The sequence below is a fragment of the Streptomyces sp. NPDC033131 genome (assembly GCF_055578365.1).
Genome location: NZ_JBVIPA010000060.1, coordinates 1 through 16,336 on the forward strand (window position 1 = coordinate 1; position 16,336 = coordinate 16,336).

Genomic DNA, 16,336 nt, shown 5'->3' on the forward strand with positions numbered 1-16,336 from the left:
CGAGGAGACGACCAGCTGCTTGATGTTGAGGATCAGGTCGGTGACGTCCTCCTTGACGCCCGGCACGGTGGTGAACTCGTGCAGAACGCCGTCGATGCGGATGGACGTGACCGCCGCACCCGGGATCGAGGACAGGAGCGTACGACGCAGGGAGTTGCCGAGGGTGTAGCCGAAGCCCGGCTCCAGCGGCTCGATCACGAACCGGGAGCGGAATTCGTCGACGACCTCTTCGGTCAACGAGGGACGCTGAGCAATCAGCATGGTGCGATCCTTCAGTCAGGGGCGCCCGCTATTTGACGCCCTGCTCCGGGCGGCAGCCCGATGGTGTTACTTCTGCAAGGGTACGGGCGGCACGCCTCCGAAGAGCCGTACCGCCCGGAACCTCAGGACGACCGAGCCTCAGACGCGGCGGCGCTTGGGCGGACGGCAGCCGTTGTGCGGGGTGGGGGTGACGTCCTGGATGGAGCCGACCTCGAGACCGGTGGCCTGGAGGGAGCGGATCGCGGTCTCGCGACCGGAGCCCGGGCCCTTCACGAAGACGTCGACCTTGCGCATGCCGTGCTCCTGCGCGCGGCGGGCGGCCGACTCGGCGGCCATCTGCGCGGCGAAGGGGGTGGACTTGCGCGAGCCCTTGAAGCCGACGTGGCCGGCGGAGGCCCAGGAGATCACGTTGCCCGAGGGGTCCGTGATCGAGACGATCGTGTTGTTGAACGTGCTCTTGATGTGCGCGTGGCCGTGAGCGACGTTCTTCTTTTCCTTGCGGCGCACCTTCTTGGCAGCGCCCTGACGACCCTTGGGGGGCATCTATAACTCCTACGGGAGGTGGTCGGTCCTACAGCTGAAGACCGCTGATGAGCGTCCGCTGAGGACTACTTCTTGCCCGGCTTCTTCTTACCGGCGATGGCGCGACGCGGGCCCTTGCGGGTGCGGGCGTTCGTGCTGGTGCGCTGACCGCGGACAGGCAGACCGCGACGGTGACGGAGACCCTGGTAGCAACCGATCTCGACCTTGCGGCGGATGTCGGCCTGGATCTCGCGACGGAGGTCACCCTCGGTCTTGATGTTGTTGTCGACGTACTCGCGGATCGCGACCAGCTGCTCCTCGGAGAGGTCGCGAACCCGGGTGTTCGGGTCGATGCCGGTCTCGGCCAGCGTGAGCTGGGAAAGGGTCCGGCCGATGCCGAACACGTAGGTCAGGGCGACCTCCACGCGCTTTTCGCGCGGGATGTCAACACCGGAAACGCGTGCCATTCAATGGCTCCAGTTGATCTTCGGAGGTCTTCCACAGAACCGACCCCCAGCCGCCGGCCTCTTCACGCTGATCCATGGATGCAGCGAAAGACTTGGTACGAACTGGGTCCCCGGCCTCCGAACCGGGGGTGTCAGGCGATCGCTCGCGATGCCTGGGTCCTGCGTATGAACATGTTCAGCTCGCGTCGCGCGAAGTTCTGCGAAGAGCAGAGGGTGGGTCGTGCGTCAGCCCTGGCGCTGCTTGTGCCGCGGGTTCTCGCAGATGACCATGACCCGACCGTGACGGCGGATCACCCTGCACTTGTCGCAGATCTTCTTGACGCTCGGCTTGACCTTCATGGGGTGAGGTTCTCCGGGTCAGTGCCACCACCCCGCCGGAAGCGGGGCAAAGGCAAGATCTACTTGTACCGGTAGACGATCCGGCCACGCGTCAGGTCGTACGGAGACAACTCCACCACGACCCGGTCGTCAGGGAGGATACGGATGTAGTGCATACGCATCTTGCCGCTGATGTGCGCCAGGACCTGGTGGCCGTTCTGGAGCTCGACCTTGAACATGGCGTTCGGAAGAGACTCGACGACAGTGCCCTCGATCTCGATGGCACCTTGCTTCTTGGCCACGCTTCGCCCTTCGAATCGACTACCTTGATCGACTCCCTTTGCGTCTCATACGAGCGCATGCGGACATGCGGGTGCACGAGAGCCGACGAGTCAGTCTACGACAGCGCACCCGGAAAGACGAATCGAGAGAGTCTGCCCCGGGCCGGAGATCTCTAAGCACGTCGGCCTGTGACCCAGCCCGGCGCCAGGCGCCCTGAAGAGGCGCGGGGCCGGCCGATGCGCCGGCTCCGCCGCGTGGGGGCGCGACCAGCCACCGCGTACGCGCGGCCGGCGTCCGGACAGGACCCGGCATCCGGGAACGCGCTCAGGCAAGCGGATCCGGCGCCGCCGTGATCCCGTGCTCCGCGAGCTTCGCCTTGCCGCCGTCCGGAGCCGTCAGGACCAGCGGGCCCTCCTCCGTCAGCGCGACCGAGTGCTCCCAGTGCGACGACCACGTGCCGTCGGTGGTGATGACCGTCCAGTCGTCCTGGAGGACCTCGGTCCTGGGCGTGCCCAGGGAGACCATCGGCTCGATGGCGAGGCAGAAGCCGGGGACGAGCTTGGGGCCCTTGCCGCGGCGGCGGTCGACGTAGTTCAGCAGGTGCGGGTCCATGTGCATCTCGGTGCCGATGCCGTGGCCGCCGTAGTCCTCGATGATGCCGTAACGCCCACCGCCGGCCTTGGGCTGGCGGCGGATGTACGTCTCGATGGCCCGGGACACGTCCACGAGCCGGTTGCCCTGCTTCATGGCCGCGATACCGGCCCACATCGACTCCTCCGTCACCCGGGAGAGCTCGATGAGCTCCGGGGCGTGACCGGAGCCCACGAAGGCCGTGTAGGCCGCGTCGCCGTGCCAGCCGTCGATGATCGCGCCGCAGTCGATGGAGATGATGTCGCCGTCCTTGAGGACGACCTCGTCCGACGGGATGCCGTGGACGACGACCTCGTTCACCGAGGTGCAGATGGTCGCGGGGAAACCGCCGTACCCGAGGAAGTTCGGCTTCGCGTCGTGCTCCGCCAGCACCTTGCGCGCGACCTGGTCCAGGTCCTTCGTCGTGGCCCCGGGCACCGCTGCCTCACGCGTCGCCGCGTGAATGGCGGCGACGACCAGCCCCGCCTCACGCATCTTGGCGATCTGCTCGGGGGTCTTGATCTGCACCATGGGGGCGGGGGCCTTTCTGCGACCGAGGGGTGTGACGGGTGTCTTCAACGATACGTGCACCCACGCAACAGCCGCGGCCCCCCAGGAGGGGAACCGCGGCTACGGCACGTACGAACGACTACGCGGCGTCGTCCTCGCGCTTCAGTGCCTCCATGGCCCGGCCGGTGACGTCCTCGACCTTGCCGAGCGCCGAGATCGTGACGACCAGACCCTGCGCCTTGTAGTAGTCGATGATCGGCTCGGTCTGCGTGTGGTAGACCTCCAGCCGCTTGCGGACCGTCTCCTCGGAGTCGTCGTCCCGCTGGTACAGCTCGCCGCCGCAGACGTCGCAGACGCCGTCCTGCTTCGGCGCCTTGTACGTCACGTGGAAGACGTGCGCCGAGTCGTTACGGCAGATGCGGCGGCCGGCGATGCGCTTGACGACCTCTGCCTCGGGGACCTCGAGGTCCAGCACCGCGTCCAGCTTCATGGTCTCGGCCTGCAGCATCTCGTCCAGCGCCTCGGCCTGCGACACGTTCCGGGGGAAGCCGTCGAGAAGGAACCCGTTCTCGGCGTCCGGCTTCTCCATGCGGTCCTTGGCCATCGCGATGGTGACCTCGTCGGGGACCAGGTTGCCGGCGTCCATGTAGGACTTCGCCAGTTTGCCGAGTTCCGTCTGCTGGCTGATGTTGGCCCGGAACAGGTCGCCCGTGGAGATGTGCGGGATCGACAGATTCTGGGCGAGGTAGGCGGCCTGCGTGCCCTTTCCCGCACCCGGCGGTCCGACGAGGACGATTCGCATCAGCGGAGGAACCCTTCGTAATTGCGCTGCTGAAGCTGGCTCTCAATCTGCTTCACCGTCTCGAGGCCGACACCCACGATGATCAGGATGCTGGTGCCGCCGAAGGGGAAGTTCTGGTTTGCACCGAAACCACTCAACGCCATTGTCGGGATGAGAGCGATCAGACCCAGATACAGCGATCCCGGCCAGGTGATCCGGTTGAGTACGTAGCTCAGGTACTCAGCGGTCGGTCGGCCAGCCCGGATGCCCGGGATGAAGCCACCATACTTCTTCATGTTGTCGGCGACTTCCTCGGGGTTGAAGGAGATCGCGACGTAGAAGAAGGCGAAGAAGACGATCAGGAAGAAGTAGAGAGTGACGTGCGCCGGAGCAGCCGGATCCGCGAGATTTCGTTCGATCCAGGTCTTCCAACCGGAGTTTCCACCGGAGAACTGCGCGACCAGTGCCGGGATGTAGAGCAGCGACGAGGCAAAGATCACAGGGATGATGCCCGCCTGGTTGACCTTCAGCGGGATGTACGTCGACGTGCCGCCGTAGGAACGGCGGCCGATCATGCGCTTCGCGTACTGGACCGGAATGCGGCGCTGAGCCTGCTCGACGAAGACGACCAGGCCGATCATGACGAGACCGATGGCGACCACGGTGCCGAACTCGATCCAGCCGTCGGCCAGGGAGCCCTCCTGCTTGATGGCCCACAGCGCGGACGGGAAGGTCGCGGCGATCGAGATGAACATCAGGATCGACATGCCGTTGCCGATACCACGGTCGGTGATGAGCTCACCGAGCCACATGACGACGGCCGTGCCGGCGGTCATGGTGATGACCATGGTCATCGTGGAGAAGATCGAGCGGTCCGGCACGATCGAGGTGGCGACCGGGCAACCGCTGAAGAGCGCACCGCTGCGGGCCGTGGCCACCAGGCCGGTGCCCTGCAGGACGGCGAGCGCCACCGTCAGATAACGGGTGTACTGCGTGATCTTCGCCGTACCGGCCTGTCCCTCTTTCTTGAGGGCCTCCAGACGCGGGATCACGACGGTCAACAGCTGCAGGATGATGCTCGCCGTGATGTACGGCATGATGCCGAGCGCAAAAATGGTGATCTGCAGCAGCGCGCCACCACTGAACATGTTGACCAGCCCGAACAGACCCGAGTTGGCGCTGGCCTGGTCGATGCAGGTCTGTACGTTCCTGTAGTCGACACCGGGGATCGGCACATGCGTGCCGACGCGGTAGACCACGATGATGCCGAGCGTGAAGAGCAGCTTCTTGCGCAGGTCGGGCGTCCTGAACGCCCGGGCGAACGCGGTGAGCACGGAGCCTCCTGCGCCCCCCGCACGCAGAGCAGGGAGGCTAGTCGTTGACAAGGCCTTGAAAAGCCAGTAGACGGTCGCCCAACAGTGCTGAGGGAGACAGACACCTGTCACCACTAGCTATGGATGGACCACAGGACTCTAACAGTGCCGACCCCCTTGCAAGAAGCGGACGAACCCGATGACGGCCGCCCGGGACCGGCTCCGCGCCACGTCCGCTAATCGCTTCTTCCACGCACACCGCCGCATTTCAGATCAATCACCTCTACGAAAGCGGCCGAACTGTGCCGTGACCTGTGGGGTGACATGTGGGATGACATGTCCGGGACTCCCGCGGTGACCCGCCTCATAGGAAAAGGGCCCGCCGAAATATCGGCGGGCCCTTTTCAGCCAGGGATACCCACAAAAGAGGTATCCCCGAGCGGGATCGTTCAAGTCAGCGAGACGTCCGAGGAAATCAGACGAGCTCGGTGACGGTACCGCCGGCGGCGGTGATCTTCTCCTTGGCGGAGCCGGAGACGGCGTCGACCGTCACCTGCAGCGCCACGGAGATCTCGCCCTGGCCGAGGACCTTGACGAGGCTGTTCTTGCGAACGGCACCCTTGGCGACGAGCCCCTCGACGGTGACCTCGCCACCCTCCGGGTACAGGGCGCCCAGCTTGTCGAGGTTCACGACCTGGAACTCGGTCTTGAACGGGTTCTTGAAGCCCTTGAGCTTCGGAAGGCGCATGTGGAGGGGCATCTGGCCACCCTCGAAGCGCGCCGGAACCTGGTAGCGGGCCTTCGTGCCCTTGGTACCACGACCAGCCGTCTTACCCTTCGACGCCTCACCACGACCCACACGGGTCTTGGCGGTCTTGGCGCCCGGGGCGGGACGGAGGTTGTGGATCTTGAGCGGGTTGTTCTCCGCCATGATCAGTCGACCTCCTCGACCGTCACGAGGTGGCGGACGGTGTGCACCATGCCGCGGAACTCGGGACGATCCTCCTTGACGACCTGCGTGTTGATGCCCTTGAGACCAAGGGAGCGCAGGGTGTCACGGTGGTTCTGCTTGCTGCCGATGTACGACTTCGTCTGCGTGATCTTGAGCTGAGCCATTACGCAGCACCAGCCCCGGCACGCGCACGCAGCAGAGCCGCGGGAGCGACGTCCTCGAGCGGCAGACCGCGGCGGGCCGCGACCTCCTCGGGACGCTGCAGGCCCTTCAGGGCCGCCACGGTCGCGTGCACGATGTTGATCGCGTTCGACGAGCCGAGCGACTTCGACAGGATGTCGTGGATACCGGCGCACTCGAGCACGGCACGCACCGGACCACCGGCGATAACGCCGGTACCCGGGGACGCCGGCTTGAGCAGCACGACGCCGGCAGCCTTCTCACCCGTGATCGGGTGCGGGATGGTGCCCTGGATACGGGGGACCTTGAAGAAGTGCTTCTTGGCCTCCTCAACACCCTTGGCGATGGCGGCCGGCACCTCCTTGGCCTTGCCGTAACCGACACCCACGGTGCCGTCACCATCGCCCACCACGACCAGCGCGGTGAAGCTGAAGCGACGACCACCCTTCACAACCTTGGCGACACGATTGATCGCGACGACGCGCTCAACGTAAGCGGTCTTCTCGGCGGCAGCTGCGCCGCCGTCACGGCCCTTCCGGTCCCGCCGCTCGCCGCCACCGGCACCGCCACCGCGGCGCTGGGGTCCAGCCATTGGAATTACCTCTCTCTGTTTCCGCTAGCTACGGAACCGGCTCAGAACTTCAGTCCGGCTTCGCGGGCGGCGTCCGCCAGGGCAGCAATCCGCCCGGCGTACTGGTTGCCACCACGGTCGAATACGACAGCCTCGACACCGGCGGCCTTGGCACGCTCGGCGACCAGGGCGCCGACCTGCTTGGCCTGCGCCGACTTGTCGCCCTCCGCACCGCGGATCGAGGTGTCCAGGGTGGACGCCGACGCAAGGGTGTGACCCTTGAGGTCGTCGATCACCTGGGCCACGATGTGGCGGTTCGAGCGGGTCACGACCAGACGAGGACGCTCCGCCGTACCGTTGATCGACTTGCGGATCCGGATGTGGCGGCGCTTGATCGCGGCGCGCTTGTAGGCGTCGCCCTTGAGGATCTTCTGTCCGTATGCCATGGCTTACTTACCCGCCTTTCCGACCTTGCGGCGGATGACTTCGCCCTCGTACTTGACACCCTTGGCCTTGTACGGGTCGGGCTTGCGCAGCTTGCGGATGTTGGCCGCAACCTCGCCGACCTTCTGCTTGTCGATGCCCTCGACCTGGAAGCGGGTCGGGTTCTCCACCTTGAAGGTGATTCCCTCGGGCGCCTCGACGGTGATCGGGTGGCTGTAGCCCAGAGCGAACTCGAGGTTCGATCCCTTGGCCTGTACGCGGTAACCGACACCGCTGATCTCGAGCTTCTTCACGTAACCCTGGGTCACGCCGGTGATCATGTTCGCCACCAGCGTGCGGGACAGGCCGTGCAGGGCCTTGTTCTGACGCTCGTCGTTGGGGCGGGTGACGTTGAGTACGCCGTCCTCACCCTTGGCGATGTCGATCGGCGCAGCGACGGTGTGGCTCAAGGAACCCTTGGGGCCCTTGACCGAGACCGTACGGCCGTCGATGGTGACGTCCACGCCGGCGGGAACCGTGATGGGGAGCTTGCCAATACGCGACATAGCTGTTTCCTCCGTTCCCTTCCGTTACCAGACGTAGGCGAGAACTTCTCCGCCTACGCCCTTCTTGCCGGCCTGCTTGTCGGTGAGAAGCCCGTGCGACGTGGAGATGATCGCCACGCCCAGGCCGCCGAGCACCTTCGGCAGGTTGGTGGACTTCGCGTACACCCGGAGACCGGGCTTGGAGATCCGCTTGATGCCCGCGATGGAGCGCTCACGGTTCGGGCCGAACTTCAGCTCGAGAACGAGGTTCTTGCCGACCTCGGCGTCCTCGACCTTCCAGCCCGTGATGAAGCCCTCCTGCTGGAGGATCTCCGCGATGTGCGACTTGATCTTCGATGCCGGCATCGTCACGGAGTCGTGGTATGCCGAGTTCGCGTTCCGCAGACGCGTAAGCATGTCTGCGATCGGATCAGTCATGGTCATGAATTGGCCTTCGGCCTCTCTCGCCGGGGTTTCCTGGTGCGCCATCCCTCTCCCCGATCCGAGACGGGGCGGGTGCGGCGCGGTGGACCTACGGCGTAGTAAGTCGTACGGGCGACCATCAGGCGCCCAACCCTCCAAGCCTAAGCCATGAAGGGGTGGGCGCCTGACACGCCCATTGCTTACCGAGAGCTCCGGAAATCCCTGATTAGGGGGATTACCAGGAGCTCTTGGTCACGCCCGGCAGCTCGCCACGGTGAGCCATCTCACGAAGGCAGACGCGGCACAGGCCGAACTTGCGGTACACGGAGTGCGGACGGCCGCAGCGCTGGCAGCGCGTGTAGCCGCGTACTCCGAACTTGGGCTTACGAGCAGCCTTGGCAATCAGAGCCTTCTTCGCCATCTCGCTCACGCCTCCTTGAAGGGGAAGCCGAGGTGACGAAGGAGCGCGCGGCCCTCAGCGTCGTTGGTCGCCGTGGTGACCACGGTGATGTCCATACCCCGGACGCGGTCGATCTTGTCCTGGTCGATCTCGTGGAACATGACCTGCTCGGTGAGACCGAAGGTGTAGTTGCCACGACCGTCGAACTGCTTGGGAGACAGGCCGCGGAAGTCGCGGATGCGCGGCAGCGCGAGCGACAGGGTGCGGTCCAGGAACTCCCACATGCGGTCGCCACGAAGCGTGACGTGGGCCCCGATCGGCTGACCCTCACGCAGCTTGAACTGCGCGATGGACTTGCGGGCCTTGGTGACGGCCGGCTTCTGACCGGTGATCGTGGTGAGGTCGCGGATGGCGCCCTCGATCAGCTTGGAGTCGCGGGCGGCGTCGCCCACACCCATGTTGACCACGATCTTGACGAGACCGGGGATCTGCATGACGTTCTCGTACTTGAACTCGTCACGCAGCTTGCCCGCGATCTCCTCGCGGTACCTCGTCTTCAGACGCGGAGTGGTGGTGGTCGTCATCAGATGTCCTCACCCGTCCGCTTGGCAACGCGGATCTTGTTGCCCTCGTCGTCGAAGCGGTAACCGACACGCGTGACGACCTTGTTGCCGTCCTTCTCCACGACGAGCTGAACGTTGCTCACGTGGACAGGGGCCTCGGTCGTGACGATGCCACCGGCCTGCGAACCCTTGGCGGTCGGGCCGGCCTTGGTGTGCTTCTTGACCCGGTTGACACCCTCGACCAGGACACGGTCCTCACGGGGGAAGGCCGCGATGACCTTGCCCTGCTTGCCCTTGTCCTTACCGGTGATGACCTGGACCAGGTCGCCCTTCTTGATCTTCATGCTTACAGCACCTCCGGCGCGAGCGAGATGATCTTCATGAACTTCTTCTCGCGCAGCTCACGACCCACCGGGCCGAAGATACGGGTGCCGCGAGGGTCGCCGTCGTTCTTCAGAATGACAGCGGCGTTCTCGTCGAAGCGGATGTACGAGCCGTCCGGACGGCGGCGCTCCTTGACGGTGCGAACGATGACCGCCTTGACGACGTCACCCTTCTTCACGTTGCCACCGGGGATCGCGTCCTTGACGGTGGCGACGATGACGTCACCGATGCCCGCGTAGCGGCGACCGGAGCCACCGAGCACACGGATGCAAAGGATTTCCTTCGCACCAGTGTTGTCGGCGACACGCAGTCGCGACTCCTGCTGGATCACGTCTATCTCCTGTTTGTCTGCCGGTTCCCGGCGAGCTCCGCAAGTTACTTACGGAGCTCGCCGAGCCTGGCGGAACTGTCCTGCGGGGTTTGCCCCGCAGGAAATTACTTGGCCTTCTCGAGGATCTCGACGACGCGCCAGCGCTTCGTGGCGGACAGCGGACGCGTCTCCATGAGGAGGACGCGGTCGCCGACGCCGGCAGCGTTCTGCTCGTCGTGCGCCTTGAGCTTGTTCGTACGGCGGATGACCTTGCCGTACAGCGCGTGCTTGACGCGGTCCTCGACGGCGACGACGACGGTCTTGTCCATCTTGTCGCCGACGACCAGGCCCTCACGGGTCTTGCGGAAGCCGCGGGCCTCTGCAGTCTGCTCAGTCACGTTGCTCTCACTCATCAGGCGCTCTCCACCGTCTCGATGCCCAGCTCGCGCTCACGCATCAGGGTGTAGATCCGCGCGATGTCCTTACGGACGGCCTTGAGCCGACCGTGGTTCTCGAGCTGACCGGTCGCCGCCTGGAAGCGGAGGTTGAACAGCTCTTCCTTGGCTTCGCGGAGCTTCGCGAGAAGCTCCTCGTCACCCAGTTCGCGCAGCTCGGACGCCTTGGTACCGGCCGACATCACGCTTCACCTGCCTCGCGCTTGACGATCCGGCACTTCATCGGCAGCTTGTGGGCTGCGCGAGTCAGGGCCTCACGGGCGATCTTCTCGTTGGGGTAGGACAGTTCGAACATGACCCGTCCCGGGTGCACGTTCGCGATCCACCACTCCGGCGAACCCTTACCGGAACCCATGCGGGTCTCGGCAGGCTTCTTCGTGAGCGGGCGGTCCGGGTAGATGTTGATCCAGACCTTGCCGCCACGCTTGATGTGGCGGGTCATCGCGATACGGGCCGCCTCGATCTGGCGGTTGGTCACGTACGCCGGCGTGAGGGCCTGAATGCCGTACTCGCCGAACGCGACCGTCGTACCACCCTTGGCCTGACCGCGGCGCTTCGGGTGGTGCTGCTTGCGGTGCTTGACCCGTCGGGGGATCAGCATTTCGGTCAGGCCTCCGTTCCGGTGCTCTCAGCCGGAGCGGCAGCCGGAGCGTCGGCCTTGGGGGCCTCGGCAGCGGGAGCCTGCTGCGGCTTGCGACCGCGACCGCCACGCTCGCCACCACGGCCACCACGGGCCGGGCGGTCGGCGCCGCCGCCACCACGGGCCGGGCGGTTGCCGGCGCGGGCAGCAGCGTTCTCGGCGCGGACCTCGGCGATGTTCTTGACGTCGCCCTTGTAGATCCAGACCTTCACGCCGATGCGGCCGAAGGTCGTCTTGGCCTCGAAGAAGCCGTAGTCCACGTTCGCGCGGAGCGTGTGCAGGGGCACACGGCCCTCGCGGTAGAACTCCGAGCGGGACATCTCGGCGCCACCGAGGCGGCCACCGCACTGGATCTTGATGCCCTTGGCGCCGGCCTTCATCGTGCCCTGCATGCTCTTGCGCATGGCGCGACGGAAGGAGACGCGGGAGGAGAGCTGCTCGGCAACGGCCTGGGCAACCAGCTGAGCGTCGGTCTCGGGGCTCTTGACCTCGAGGATGTTCAGCTGGACCTGCTTGCCCGTGAGCTTCTCGAGGTCACCGCGGATGCGGTCGGCCTCGGCGCCACGGCGGCCGATGACGATGCCCGGACGGGCCGTGTGGATGTCCACACGGACGCGGTCACGGGTGCGCTCGATCTCCACCTTCGAGATACCGGCGCGCTCCATGCCGGACGTCATCATCCGACGGATGGCGACGTCTTCCTTGACGTAGTCCTTGTACAGCTTGTCGGCGTACCAACGGGACTTGAAGTCCGTGGTGATGCCGAGCCGGAACCCATGCGGGTTAACCTTCTGGCCCATTACCGGGTTCCTTCCTTGCTGCTGACGACCACGGTGATGTGGCTGGTCCGCTTGCGGATCCGGTAGGCGCGGCCCTGGGCACGCGGACGGAACCGCTTCAGGGTCGGACCCTCGTCGACATACGCCTCGGAGATGACGAGGCTGCCGGCGTCGGTGTGGTCGTAGTTGTGTGCGGCGTTGGCAATGGCGCTGTCAAGCACCTTGCCGACCGGCACGCTCGCGGCCTGCGGGGCGAAACGCAGGACCGCCTGAGCCTCCGTGGCGTCCATGCCACGGATAAGGTCCACCACTCGGCGGGCCTTCATGGGCGTGACGCGGATGTACCGCGCCTGGGCCCTGGCTTCCATGGTTGTCCTTCCAGTGTCTGTCATGGTCATTCCACCCCGCGTTAGCGGCGCTTCGACTTCCGGTCGTCCTTGACGTGACCCCGGAAGGTGCGCGTCGGCGAGAACTCGCCGAGCTTGTGGCCGACCATCGACTCGGTGACAAACACCGGAATGTGGGTCTTGCCGTTGTGCACCGCGATCGTGTGGCCCAGCATGGCCGGGACGATCATCGAGCGACGGGACCAGGTCTTGATGACGTTCTTGGAACCCGCTTCGTTCTGGACGTCCACCTTCTTGATCAGGTGGTCGTCGACGAAGGGCCCCTTCTTGAGACTGCGCGGCATCTAAACCCGCTCCTAGCGCTTCTTGTTCGTCTTGCGGCGGCGGACGATGTACTTGTTCGAAGCCTTCTTCGGCGAACGAGTACGACCCTCCTTCTGACCCCACGGCGAGACCGGGTGGCGACCACCGGAGGTCTTGCCCTCACCACCACCGTGCGGGTGGTCAACCGGGTTCATCGCCACACCGCGAACGGTCGGGCGGACGCCCAGCCAGCGCTTGCGCCCGGCCTTGCCCCAGTTGATGTTGCTCTGCTCGGCGTTGCCGACCTCGCCGACCGTGGCGCGGCAGCGCTGGTCGACCAGGCGGATCTCACCGGAGGGCATACGAAGGTGGGCCATCGTGCCCTCCTTCGCCAGCAGCTGCACCGAGGCGCCTGCGGAGCGGGCGAACTTGGCGCCGCCACCGGGACGGATCTCGATCGCGTGGATCGTGGTACCGACCGGGATGTTGCGGAGCGCCAGGTTGTTGCCCGGCTTGATGTCGGCCCCGGGACCGTTCTCGACGCGGTCACCCTGCTGCAGGTTGCGCGGGGCGAGGATGTAGCGCTTCTCGCCGTCCGCGTAGTGCAGCAGCGCGATGCGCGCGGTGCGGTTGGGGTCGTACTCGATGTGCGCGACCTTCGCCGGCACGCCGTCCTTGTCGTGACGACGGAAGTCGATCACTCGGTAGGCGCGCTTGTGTCCGCCACCCTGGTGGCGAACGGTCACACGACCGGCGTTGTTACGGCCGCCCTTGCTGTGCAGCGGGCGGACCAGCGACTTCTCCGGCGTGGACCGCGTGACCTCGACGAAGTCGGCGACGCTCGAGCCACGACGGCCCGGCGTAGTCGGCTTGTACTTGCGGATTCCCATTTCTCAGTCCTCGTCCGATATCGGACGATCCAGACCGCCGTCAGGCGGTCGGACCGCCGAAGATGTCGATACGGTCGCCCTCAGCGAGGGTCACGATCGCGCGCTTGGAGCCGGCGCGCTGACCGAAACCGGTCTTGGTGCGCTTGCGCTTGCCCTGGCGGTTGATCGTGTTGACCCCGGTGACCTTGACCGAGAAGACCGCCTGGACGGCCTGCTTGATCTGGGTCTTGTTGGCGCCCGGGGCGACGATGAAGGTGTACTTGCCCTCGTCGAGAAGCGCGTAGCTCTTCTCGGACACGACCGGCTTGAGCAGGATGTCACGGTGGTCCGTGAACGACTTGCTCACCGGGGTGACGACGGTGTTCTTGCCCTCGGTCTCGTGGCGACGCGCCTTGGCGACGCGCGCGACCTTCTTGGCCTTGGCGGCCTTCGAGGCGATGCTCGGGTGACGCGTAGCCATCAGGCCTCGCTCCCTTCGGTGTCGGTGGCCTGCGGGCCGGACACGAAGGACTCGAAAGCGGCCTGGGTGAAGACCACGTCGTCGGAGACGATCACGTCGTACGTGTTCAGCTGGCCCGGCTCCAGGATGTGGACCTGGGGCAGGTTGCGGGCGGAGAGCCACGCGGCCTCGTCGGCGCGGTCGATGACCAGGAGCAGGTTCTTGCGCTCCGAGATCTTGCCGAACAGCGTCCTGGCGGCCTTCGTGGAGGGGTTCTCGCCCTCGATCACGCCGGTGACGACGTGGATGCGGTTGTGGCGGGCCCGGTCGGTGAGGGCGTGACGCAGAGCGGCAGCCTTCATCTTCTTCGGGGTCCGCTGCGAGTAGTCACGCGGCTGCGGGCCGTGGACGACGCCACCGCCTGCGAACTGCGGCGCGCGGGTCGAGCCCTGACGGGCGCGGCCGGTGCCCTTCTGGCGGTACGGCTTCTTGCCGCCACCACGGACTTCACCGCGACGCTTGGTCTTGTGCGTGCCCTGACGGGCAGCGGCGTTCTGCGCGACGACGACCTGGTGGATCAGCGGAATGCTGATCTTCTCCACGCCGAAGATCTCCGCGGGGAGCTCGACGCTTCCGGTCTTCTCGCCTGCAGGCGAAAGGATGTCAACAGTGCTCATCGGTTACCTCAGGCCCCCTTGGCCGCGGTGCGGACCAGGACGAGGCCGCCGTTCGGACCGGGGATGGCTCCCTTGATGAGGAGCAGTCCCTTCTCCGCGTCAACAGCATGGACGGTCAGGTTCTGGGTGGTGACCCGCTCGTTACCCATACGGCCCGCCATACGCATGCCCTTGAAGACACGGCCGGGGGTGGCGCAGCCACCGATGGAGCCGGGAGAGCGGTGCTTGCGCTGGGTGCCGTGTCCGGCGCCGAGGCCCTTGAAGTTGTGACGCTTCATGACACCGGCGAAGCCCTTGCCCTTGCTCTTGCCGGTCACGTCGACCTTGATGCCGGCCTCGAACACCTCAGCGGTGATCTCCTGGCCGAGGGTGTACTCGCTGGCGTCAGCGGTACGGATCTCGACGAGGTGGCGGCGGGGAGTGACGTCGGCCTTGGCGAAGTGACCCTTGAGGGGCTTGTTCACCTTGCGAGGGTCGATCTCGCCGAAGGCGATCTGGACCGACTCGTAGCCGTCGGAGTCATTCGTACGGACCTGGGTGACGACGTTGGGGCCGGCCTTGACGACGGTGACGGGAACAACACGGTTGTTCTCGTCCCACACCTGCGTCATGCCGAGCTTCTCGCCCAGGATGCCCTTGATCTGCTTAGCCATTCTCAGATCACCGGCCCCTAGAGCTTGATCTCGATGTCGACACCGGCCGGGAGGTCGAGTCGCATCAGAGAGTCAACGGTCTTGGGCGTCGGGTCGAGGATGTCGATCAGGCGCTTGTGCGTGCGCATCTCGAAGTGCTCGCGCGAGTCCTTGTACTTGTGCGGCGACTTGATGACGCAGTACACGTTCTTCTCAGTGGGCAGCGGCACCGGGCCCGCGACCGACGCACCAGTACGCGTCACCGTCTCGACGATCTTCTTCGCCGAGCTGTCGATGACCTCGTGGTCGTAGGCCTTGAGCCGGATGCGGATCTTCTGTCCCGCCATGGCTACTAGTAGTCCTGTCTCTCGTTTAACGCTCTGGAACCCGATGTTCCGAACACTCGCTCTCCGACCCACGCGGTCGGGTGTGTCGCACTCTCACTGACACAGAGGTCCCATCTCTGGAACATCCCGTCTGGGAAAGCACGGCCCTTCCGGAACCGCAAGCCGAGGGCGAAGGCCCACCGGGTGCCTGGCCGGCGCTGCACTGACACTTCCCGAAAGATTCCCGTACGTCCGCCCCAGCGCTGCCACCTGGCAGTTGGGGCGACGAGTACTGTGGGACTCGCTTCCGGTCCTCCCGGCGGGAGGCGCGCAGCATCAACACTCGACCGAGCAACTCCGACAGTCTGCCATATGGGGCAGGGGCCTGGCCAATCGGGCCGGAGACAATACCCCGGGAGTGACGTAGGTCAAACCCTTTGGGGTGGCTACGCGCCTGCGATGGCGGGTTCGGGCAGCACAGTGGGCAACACCGTGTACACCACGCCCCACACGTTCCTGGTCGCCGCGAACAACCCCGTCCCGGTATGCGGCGCACCGGCACGCGGGCTGCCGGCCGACGCCGAGATGACGTCGACCGCCCGCCGCCCCGAAACCCCACCGGCCCGGGTCTTCGCGACACGCTCCGCACCACGCCGGAGCCGCAACACTCCCCCACCCTTCTGGATTCACGGCGGCGCGTGCTCCTGGCGCGGATCCTCCGCCGCCCCGGCCGCCTGCTGCCCTGGCCCCGACGCCTCCTCTGGTCCGTGCGGTTCACCGACACCCCACGGCAGGTCACGGGCAAGGAGGGCACCTGGTACTCGTGGCTCGTCCACGTGGTGCCCGCGCCCGCCTGGATCCTCTTCCCGCTCTTCGCGCTGCTGTACGCCTTCTTCGACGGCACCACGGACGACCACTCGTTCTCACGACCGCCTCGCCCCTGGGGGCCTGGACGTCCGGCTCGCCTACGCTCTGGCGGTCTCCAGACCTGGGAGCGCAAGCGCGGAGCGTGA

Annotated in this window: 29 protein-coding genes and 1 pseudogene; 1 reads left to right on the plus strand and 29 read right to left on the minus strand. The window is 65.9% G+C overall.

Annotated elements, in window-relative coordinates; translation table 11 throughout:
- The 29 genes and pseudogenes from ACZ5XS_RS41435 to rpsJ form a co-directional block, all read right to left on the minus strand.
- A pseudogene (locus ACZ5XS_RS41435) lies at positions 1–261 on the minus strand (DNA-directed RNA polymerase subunit alpha); the annotation flags it as partial.
- Positions 262–399: 138 nt separating this feature from the next.
- Positions 400–804 carry a 30S ribosomal protein S11 gene (rpsK, locus tag ACZ5XS_RS41440; RefSeq protein WP_003956432.1) on the minus strand — a complete coding sequence of 135 codons (405 nt, stop codon included), beginning with the start codon at positions 802–804 and terminating at the stop codon, positions 400–402.
- 65 nt (positions 805–869) lie between these two features.
- Entirely contained in the window at positions 870–1,250 is a 381-nt protein-coding gene (gene rpsM, locus ACZ5XS_RS41445) for a 30S ribosomal protein S13 (protein ID WP_037680379.1), read from the minus strand.
- A gap of 225 nt (positions 1,251–1,475) precedes the next feature.
- A complete protein-coding gene (gene rpmJ, locus ACZ5XS_RS41450; RefSeq protein ID WP_003998809.1) occupies positions 1,476–1,589 on the minus strand; it encodes a 50S ribosomal protein L36 in 114 nt (37 codons plus the stop codon).
- 59 nt (positions 1,590–1,648) lie between these two features.
- Positions 1,649–1,870: a translation initiation factor IF-1 gene (infA, locus tag ACZ5XS_RS41455; RefSeq protein ID WP_003948620.1), complete on the minus strand. Its 222-nt coding sequence runs from the start codon at positions 1,868–1,870 to the stop codon at positions 1,649–1,651.
- Between the two features lie 304 nt (positions 1,871–2,174).
- Positions 2,175–3,011 (minus strand): type I methionyl aminopeptidase, encoded by an 837-nt coding sequence (map, locus tag ACZ5XS_RS41460; protein ID WP_468660428.1) that lies wholly within the window; start codon positions 3,009–3,011, stop codon positions 2,175–2,177.
- Between the two features lie 118 nt (positions 3,012–3,129).
- Positions 3,130–3,792: an adenylate kinase gene (locus tag ACZ5XS_RS41465; RefSeq protein ID WP_468660430.1), complete on the minus strand. Its 663-nt coding sequence runs from the start codon at positions 3,790–3,792 to the stop codon at positions 3,130–3,132.
- A complete protein-coding gene (gene secY / locus ACZ5XS_RS41470; protein ID WP_468660432.1) occupies positions 3,792–5,105 on the minus strand; it encodes a preprotein translocase subunit SecY in 1,314 nt (437 codons plus the stop codon). Before secY ends, ACZ5XS_RS41465 begins: the two co-directional genes overlap by 1 nt.
- A 454-nt stretch (positions 5,106–5,559) precedes the next feature.
- Positions 5,560–6,015, minus strand: a complete 456-nt coding sequence (gene rplO / locus ACZ5XS_RS41475) for a 50S ribosomal protein L15 (RefSeq protein WP_217237692.1) — start codon at positions 6,013–6,015, stop codon at positions 5,560–5,562.
- A 2-nt stretch (positions 6,016–6,017) separates the two neighbouring features.
- Positions 6,018–6,200 (minus strand): 50S ribosomal protein L30, encoded by a 183-nt coding sequence (gene rpmD / locus ACZ5XS_RS41480; protein ID WP_005481207.1) that lies wholly within the window; start codon positions 6,198–6,200, stop codon positions 6,018–6,020.
- Positions 6,200–6,808, minus strand: a complete 609-nt coding sequence (gene rpsE / locus ACZ5XS_RS41485; protein ID WP_217237693.1) for a 30S ribosomal protein S5 — start codon at positions 6,806–6,808, stop codon at positions 6,200–6,202. Before rpsE ends, rpmD begins: the two co-directional genes overlap by 1 nt.
- 41 nt (positions 6,809–6,849) lie before the next feature.
- The gene (rplR, locus tag ACZ5XS_RS41490; protein ID WP_053753923.1) at positions 6,850–7,233 is read right to left on the minus strand and encodes a 50S ribosomal protein L18; all 384 of its coding nucleotides are present in this window, start codon (positions 7,231–7,233) and stop codon (positions 6,850–6,852) included.
- Positions 7,234–7,236: 3 nt separating this feature from the next.
- The gene (gene rplF / locus ACZ5XS_RS41495) at positions 7,237–7,776 is read right to left on the minus strand and encodes a 50S ribosomal protein L6 (protein ID WP_217237694.1); all 540 of its coding nucleotides are present in this window, start codon (positions 7,774–7,776) and stop codon (positions 7,237–7,239) included.
- Positions 7,777–7,800: 24 nt separating this feature from the next.
- Entirely contained in the window at positions 7,801–8,199 is a 399-nt protein-coding gene (gene rpsH, locus ACZ5XS_RS41500; RefSeq protein ID WP_007384075.1) for a 30S ribosomal protein S8, read from the minus strand.
- Between the two features lie 214 nt (positions 8,200–8,413).
- The gene (locus ACZ5XS_RS41505) at positions 8,414–8,599 is read right to left on the minus strand and encodes a type Z 30S ribosomal protein S14 (RefSeq protein ID WP_003948630.1); all 186 of its coding nucleotides are present in this window, start codon (positions 8,597–8,599) and stop codon (positions 8,414–8,416) included.
- Between the two features lie 5 nt (positions 8,600–8,604).
- Positions 8,605–9,162, minus strand: coding sequence for a 50S ribosomal protein L5 (rplE, locus tag ACZ5XS_RS41510; protein WP_217237695.1), 558 nt, complete (start codon positions 9,160–9,162; stop codon positions 8,605–8,607).
- Positions 9,162–9,485 (minus strand): 50S ribosomal protein L24, encoded by a 324-nt coding sequence (rplX, locus tag ACZ5XS_RS41515; RefSeq protein ID WP_006376030.1) that lies wholly within the window; start codon positions 9,483–9,485, stop codon positions 9,162–9,164. Before rplX ends, rplE begins: the two co-directional genes overlap by 1 nt.
- 2 nt (positions 9,486–9,487) lie before the next feature.
- On the minus strand, positions 9,488–9,856 hold the full coding sequence (gene rplN, locus ACZ5XS_RS41520) for a 50S ribosomal protein L14 (protein WP_003998823.1): 369 nt from the start codon (positions 9,854–9,856) through the stop codon (positions 9,488–9,490).
- 104 nt (positions 9,857–9,960) lie between these two features.
- The gene (gene rpsQ / locus ACZ5XS_RS41525) at positions 9,961–10,248 is read right to left on the minus strand and encodes a 30S ribosomal protein S17 (RefSeq protein ID WP_217237696.1); all 288 of its coding nucleotides are present in this window, start codon (positions 10,246–10,248) and stop codon (positions 9,961–9,963) included.
- Positions 10,248–10,472: a 50S ribosomal protein L29 gene (gene rpmC, locus ACZ5XS_RS41530; RefSeq protein ID WP_003998824.1), complete on the minus strand. Its 225-nt coding sequence runs from the start codon at positions 10,470–10,472 to the stop codon at positions 10,248–10,250. The genes rpsQ and rpmC overlap by 1 nt, the downstream gene beginning before the upstream one ends.
- Positions 10,472–10,891 carry a 50S ribosomal protein L16 gene (gene rplP, locus ACZ5XS_RS41535; protein ID WP_004927269.1) on the minus strand — a complete coding sequence of 140 codons (420 nt, stop codon included), beginning with the start codon at positions 10,889–10,891 and terminating at the stop codon, positions 10,472–10,474. The genes rpmC and rplP overlap by 1 nt, the downstream gene beginning before the upstream one ends.
- Positions 10,892–10,896: 5 nt before the next feature.
- Entirely contained in the window at positions 10,897–11,730 is an 834-nt protein-coding gene (gene rpsC / locus ACZ5XS_RS41540) for a 30S ribosomal protein S3 (RefSeq protein ID WP_217237697.1), read from the minus strand.
- A complete protein-coding gene (gene rplV, locus ACZ5XS_RS41545) occupies positions 11,730–12,077 on the minus strand; it encodes a 50S ribosomal protein L22 (RefSeq protein WP_006604878.1) in 348 nt (115 codons plus the stop codon). Before rplV ends, rpsC begins: the two co-directional genes overlap by 1 nt.
- Positions 12,078–12,118: 41 nt before the next feature.
- Complete coding sequence (gene rpsS, locus ACZ5XS_RS41550; protein WP_030619138.1) at positions 12,119–12,400, minus strand: 30S ribosomal protein S19; 282 nt, start codon at positions 12,398–12,400, stop codon at positions 12,119–12,121.
- A gap of 12 nt (positions 12,401–12,412) precedes the next feature.
- Positions 12,413–13,249 (minus strand): 50S ribosomal protein L2, encoded by an 837-nt coding sequence (rplB, locus tag ACZ5XS_RS41555; RefSeq protein ID WP_030039757.1) that lies wholly within the window; start codon positions 13,247–13,249, stop codon positions 12,413–12,415.
- Between the two features lie 40 nt (positions 13,250–13,289).
- Positions 13,290–13,709, minus strand: coding sequence for a 50S ribosomal protein L23 (gene rplW, locus ACZ5XS_RS41560; RefSeq protein ID WP_217237698.1), 420 nt, complete (start codon positions 13,707–13,709; stop codon positions 13,290–13,292).
- Positions 13,709–14,365, minus strand: a complete 657-nt coding sequence (gene rplD, locus ACZ5XS_RS41565; protein WP_468660437.1) for a 50S ribosomal protein L4 — start codon at positions 14,363–14,365, stop codon at positions 13,709–13,711. Before rplD ends, rplW begins: the two co-directional genes overlap by 1 nt.
- An 8-nt stretch (positions 14,366–14,373) precedes the next feature.
- Positions 14,374–15,018 carry a 50S ribosomal protein L3 gene (gene rplC, locus ACZ5XS_RS41570; RefSeq protein WP_217237700.1) on the minus strand — a complete coding sequence of 215 codons (645 nt, stop codon included), beginning with the start codon at positions 15,016–15,018 and terminating at the stop codon, positions 14,374–14,376.
- Between the two features lie 17 nt (positions 15,019–15,035).
- Complete coding sequence (gene rpsJ, locus ACZ5XS_RS41575) at positions 15,036–15,344, minus strand: 30S ribosomal protein S10 (RefSeq protein WP_003948644.1); 309 nt, start codon at positions 15,342–15,344, stop codon at positions 15,036–15,038.
- 677 nt (positions 15,345–16,021) lie between these two features.
- Here rpsJ and ACZ5XS_RS41580 point away from each other — a divergent pair.
- Positions 16,022–16,336, plus strand: a complete 315-nt coding sequence (locus ACZ5XS_RS41580; RefSeq protein WP_468660439.1) for a hypothetical protein — start codon at positions 16,022–16,024, stop codon at positions 16,334–16,336.

Excerpts from the sequence above, each read along its gene's own strand:
- rplE (WP_217237695.1), bottom strand. The coding sequence starts at position 9,162 with ATGACGACCACCACCACTCCGCGTCTGAAGACGAGGTACCGCGAGGAG.
- rpmJ (WP_003998809.1), bottom strand. The coding sequence starts at position 1,589 with ATGAAGGTCAAGCCGAGCGTCAAGAAGATCTGCGACAAGTGCAGGGTG.
- map (WP_468660428.1), bottom strand. The coding sequence starts at position 3,011 with ATGGTGCAGATCAAGACCCCCGAGCAGATCGCCAAGATGCGTGAGGCG.
- rpsC (WP_217237697.1), bottom strand. The coding sequence starts at position 11,730 with ATGGGCCAGAAGGTTAACCCGCATGGGTTCCGGCTCGGCATCACCACG.
- rpsE (WP_217237693.1), bottom strand. The coding sequence starts at position 6,808 with ATGGCTGGACCCCAGCGCCGCGGTGGCGGTGCCGGTGGCGGCGAGCGG.
- rplR (WP_053753923.1), bottom strand. The coding sequence starts at position 7,233 with ATGGCATACGGACAGAAGATCCTCAAGGGCGACGCCTACAAGCGCGCC.
- ACZ5XS_RS41505 (WP_003948630.1), bottom strand. The coding sequence starts at position 8,599 with ATGGCGAAGAAGGCTCTGATTGCCAAGGCTGCTCGTAAGCCCAAGTTC.
- rplX (WP_006376030.1), bottom strand. The coding sequence starts at position 9,485 with ATGAAGATCAAGAAGGGCGACCTGGTCCAGGTCATCACCGGTAAGGAC.
- rpsQ (WP_217237696.1), bottom strand. The coding sequence starts at position 10,248 with ATGAGTGAGAGCAACGTGACTGAGCAGACTGCAGAGGCCCGCGGCTTC.
- rpsH (WP_007384075.1), bottom strand. The coding sequence starts at position 8,199 with ATGACCATGACTGATCCGATCGCAGACATGCTTACGCGTCTGCGGAAC.
- rplB (WP_030039757.1), bottom strand. The coding sequence starts at position 13,249 with ATGGGAATCCGCAAGTACAAGCCGACTACGCCGGGCCGTCGTGGCTCG.
- rplF (WP_217237694.1), bottom strand. The coding sequence starts at position 7,776 with ATGTCGCGTATTGGCAAGCTCCCCATCACGGTTCCCGCCGGCGTGGAC.
- rplD (WP_468660437.1), bottom strand. The coding sequence starts at position 14,365 with ATGAGCACTGTTGACATCCTTTCGCCTGCAGGCGAGAAGACCGGAAGC.
- rplC (WP_217237700.1), bottom strand. The coding sequence starts at position 15,018 with ATGGCTAAGCAGATCAAGGGCATCCTGGGCGAGAAGCTCGGCATGACG.
- rpmC (WP_003998824.1), bottom strand. The coding sequence starts at position 10,472 with ATGTCGGCCGGTACCAAGGCGTCCGAGCTGCGCGAACTGGGTGACGAG.
- rpsK (WP_003956432.1), bottom strand. The coding sequence starts at position 804 with ATGCCCCCCAAGGGTCGTCAGGGCGCTGCCAAGAAGGTGCGCCGCAAG.
- rpsS (WP_030619138.1), bottom strand. The coding sequence starts at position 12,400 with ATGCCGCGCAGTCTCAAGAAGGGGCCCTTCGTCGACGACCACCTGATC.
- rplO (WP_217237692.1), bottom strand. The coding sequence starts at position 6,015 with ATGGCGGAGAACAACCCGCTCAAGATCCACAACCTCCGTCCCGCCCCG.
- rpmD (WP_005481207.1), bottom strand. The coding sequence starts at position 6,200 with ATGGCTCAGCTCAAGATCACGCAGACGAAGTCGTACATCGGCAGCAAG.
- rplV (WP_006604878.1), bottom strand. The coding sequence starts at position 12,077 with ATGGAAGCCAGGGCCCAGGCGCGGTACATCCGCGTCACGCCCATGAAG.
- ACZ5XS_RS41465 (WP_468660430.1), bottom strand. The coding sequence starts at position 3,792 with ATGCGAATCGTCCTCGTCGGACCGCCGGGTGCGGGAAAGGGCACGCAG.
- rpsJ (WP_003948644.1), bottom strand. The coding sequence starts at position 15,344 with ATGGCGGGACAGAAGATCCGCATCCGGCTCAAGGCCTACGACCACGAG.
- rplW (WP_217237698.1), bottom strand. The coding sequence starts at position 13,709 with ATGGCTACGCGTCACCCGAGCATCGCCTCGAAGGCCGCCAAGGCCAAG.
- rplP (WP_004927269.1), bottom strand. The coding sequence starts at position 10,891 with ATGCTGATCCCCCGACGGGTCAAGCACCGCAAGCAGCACCACCCGAAG.
- rpsM (WP_037680379.1), bottom strand. The coding sequence starts at position 1,250 with ATGGCACGCGTTTCCGGTGTTGACATCCCGCGCGAAAAGCGCGTGGAG.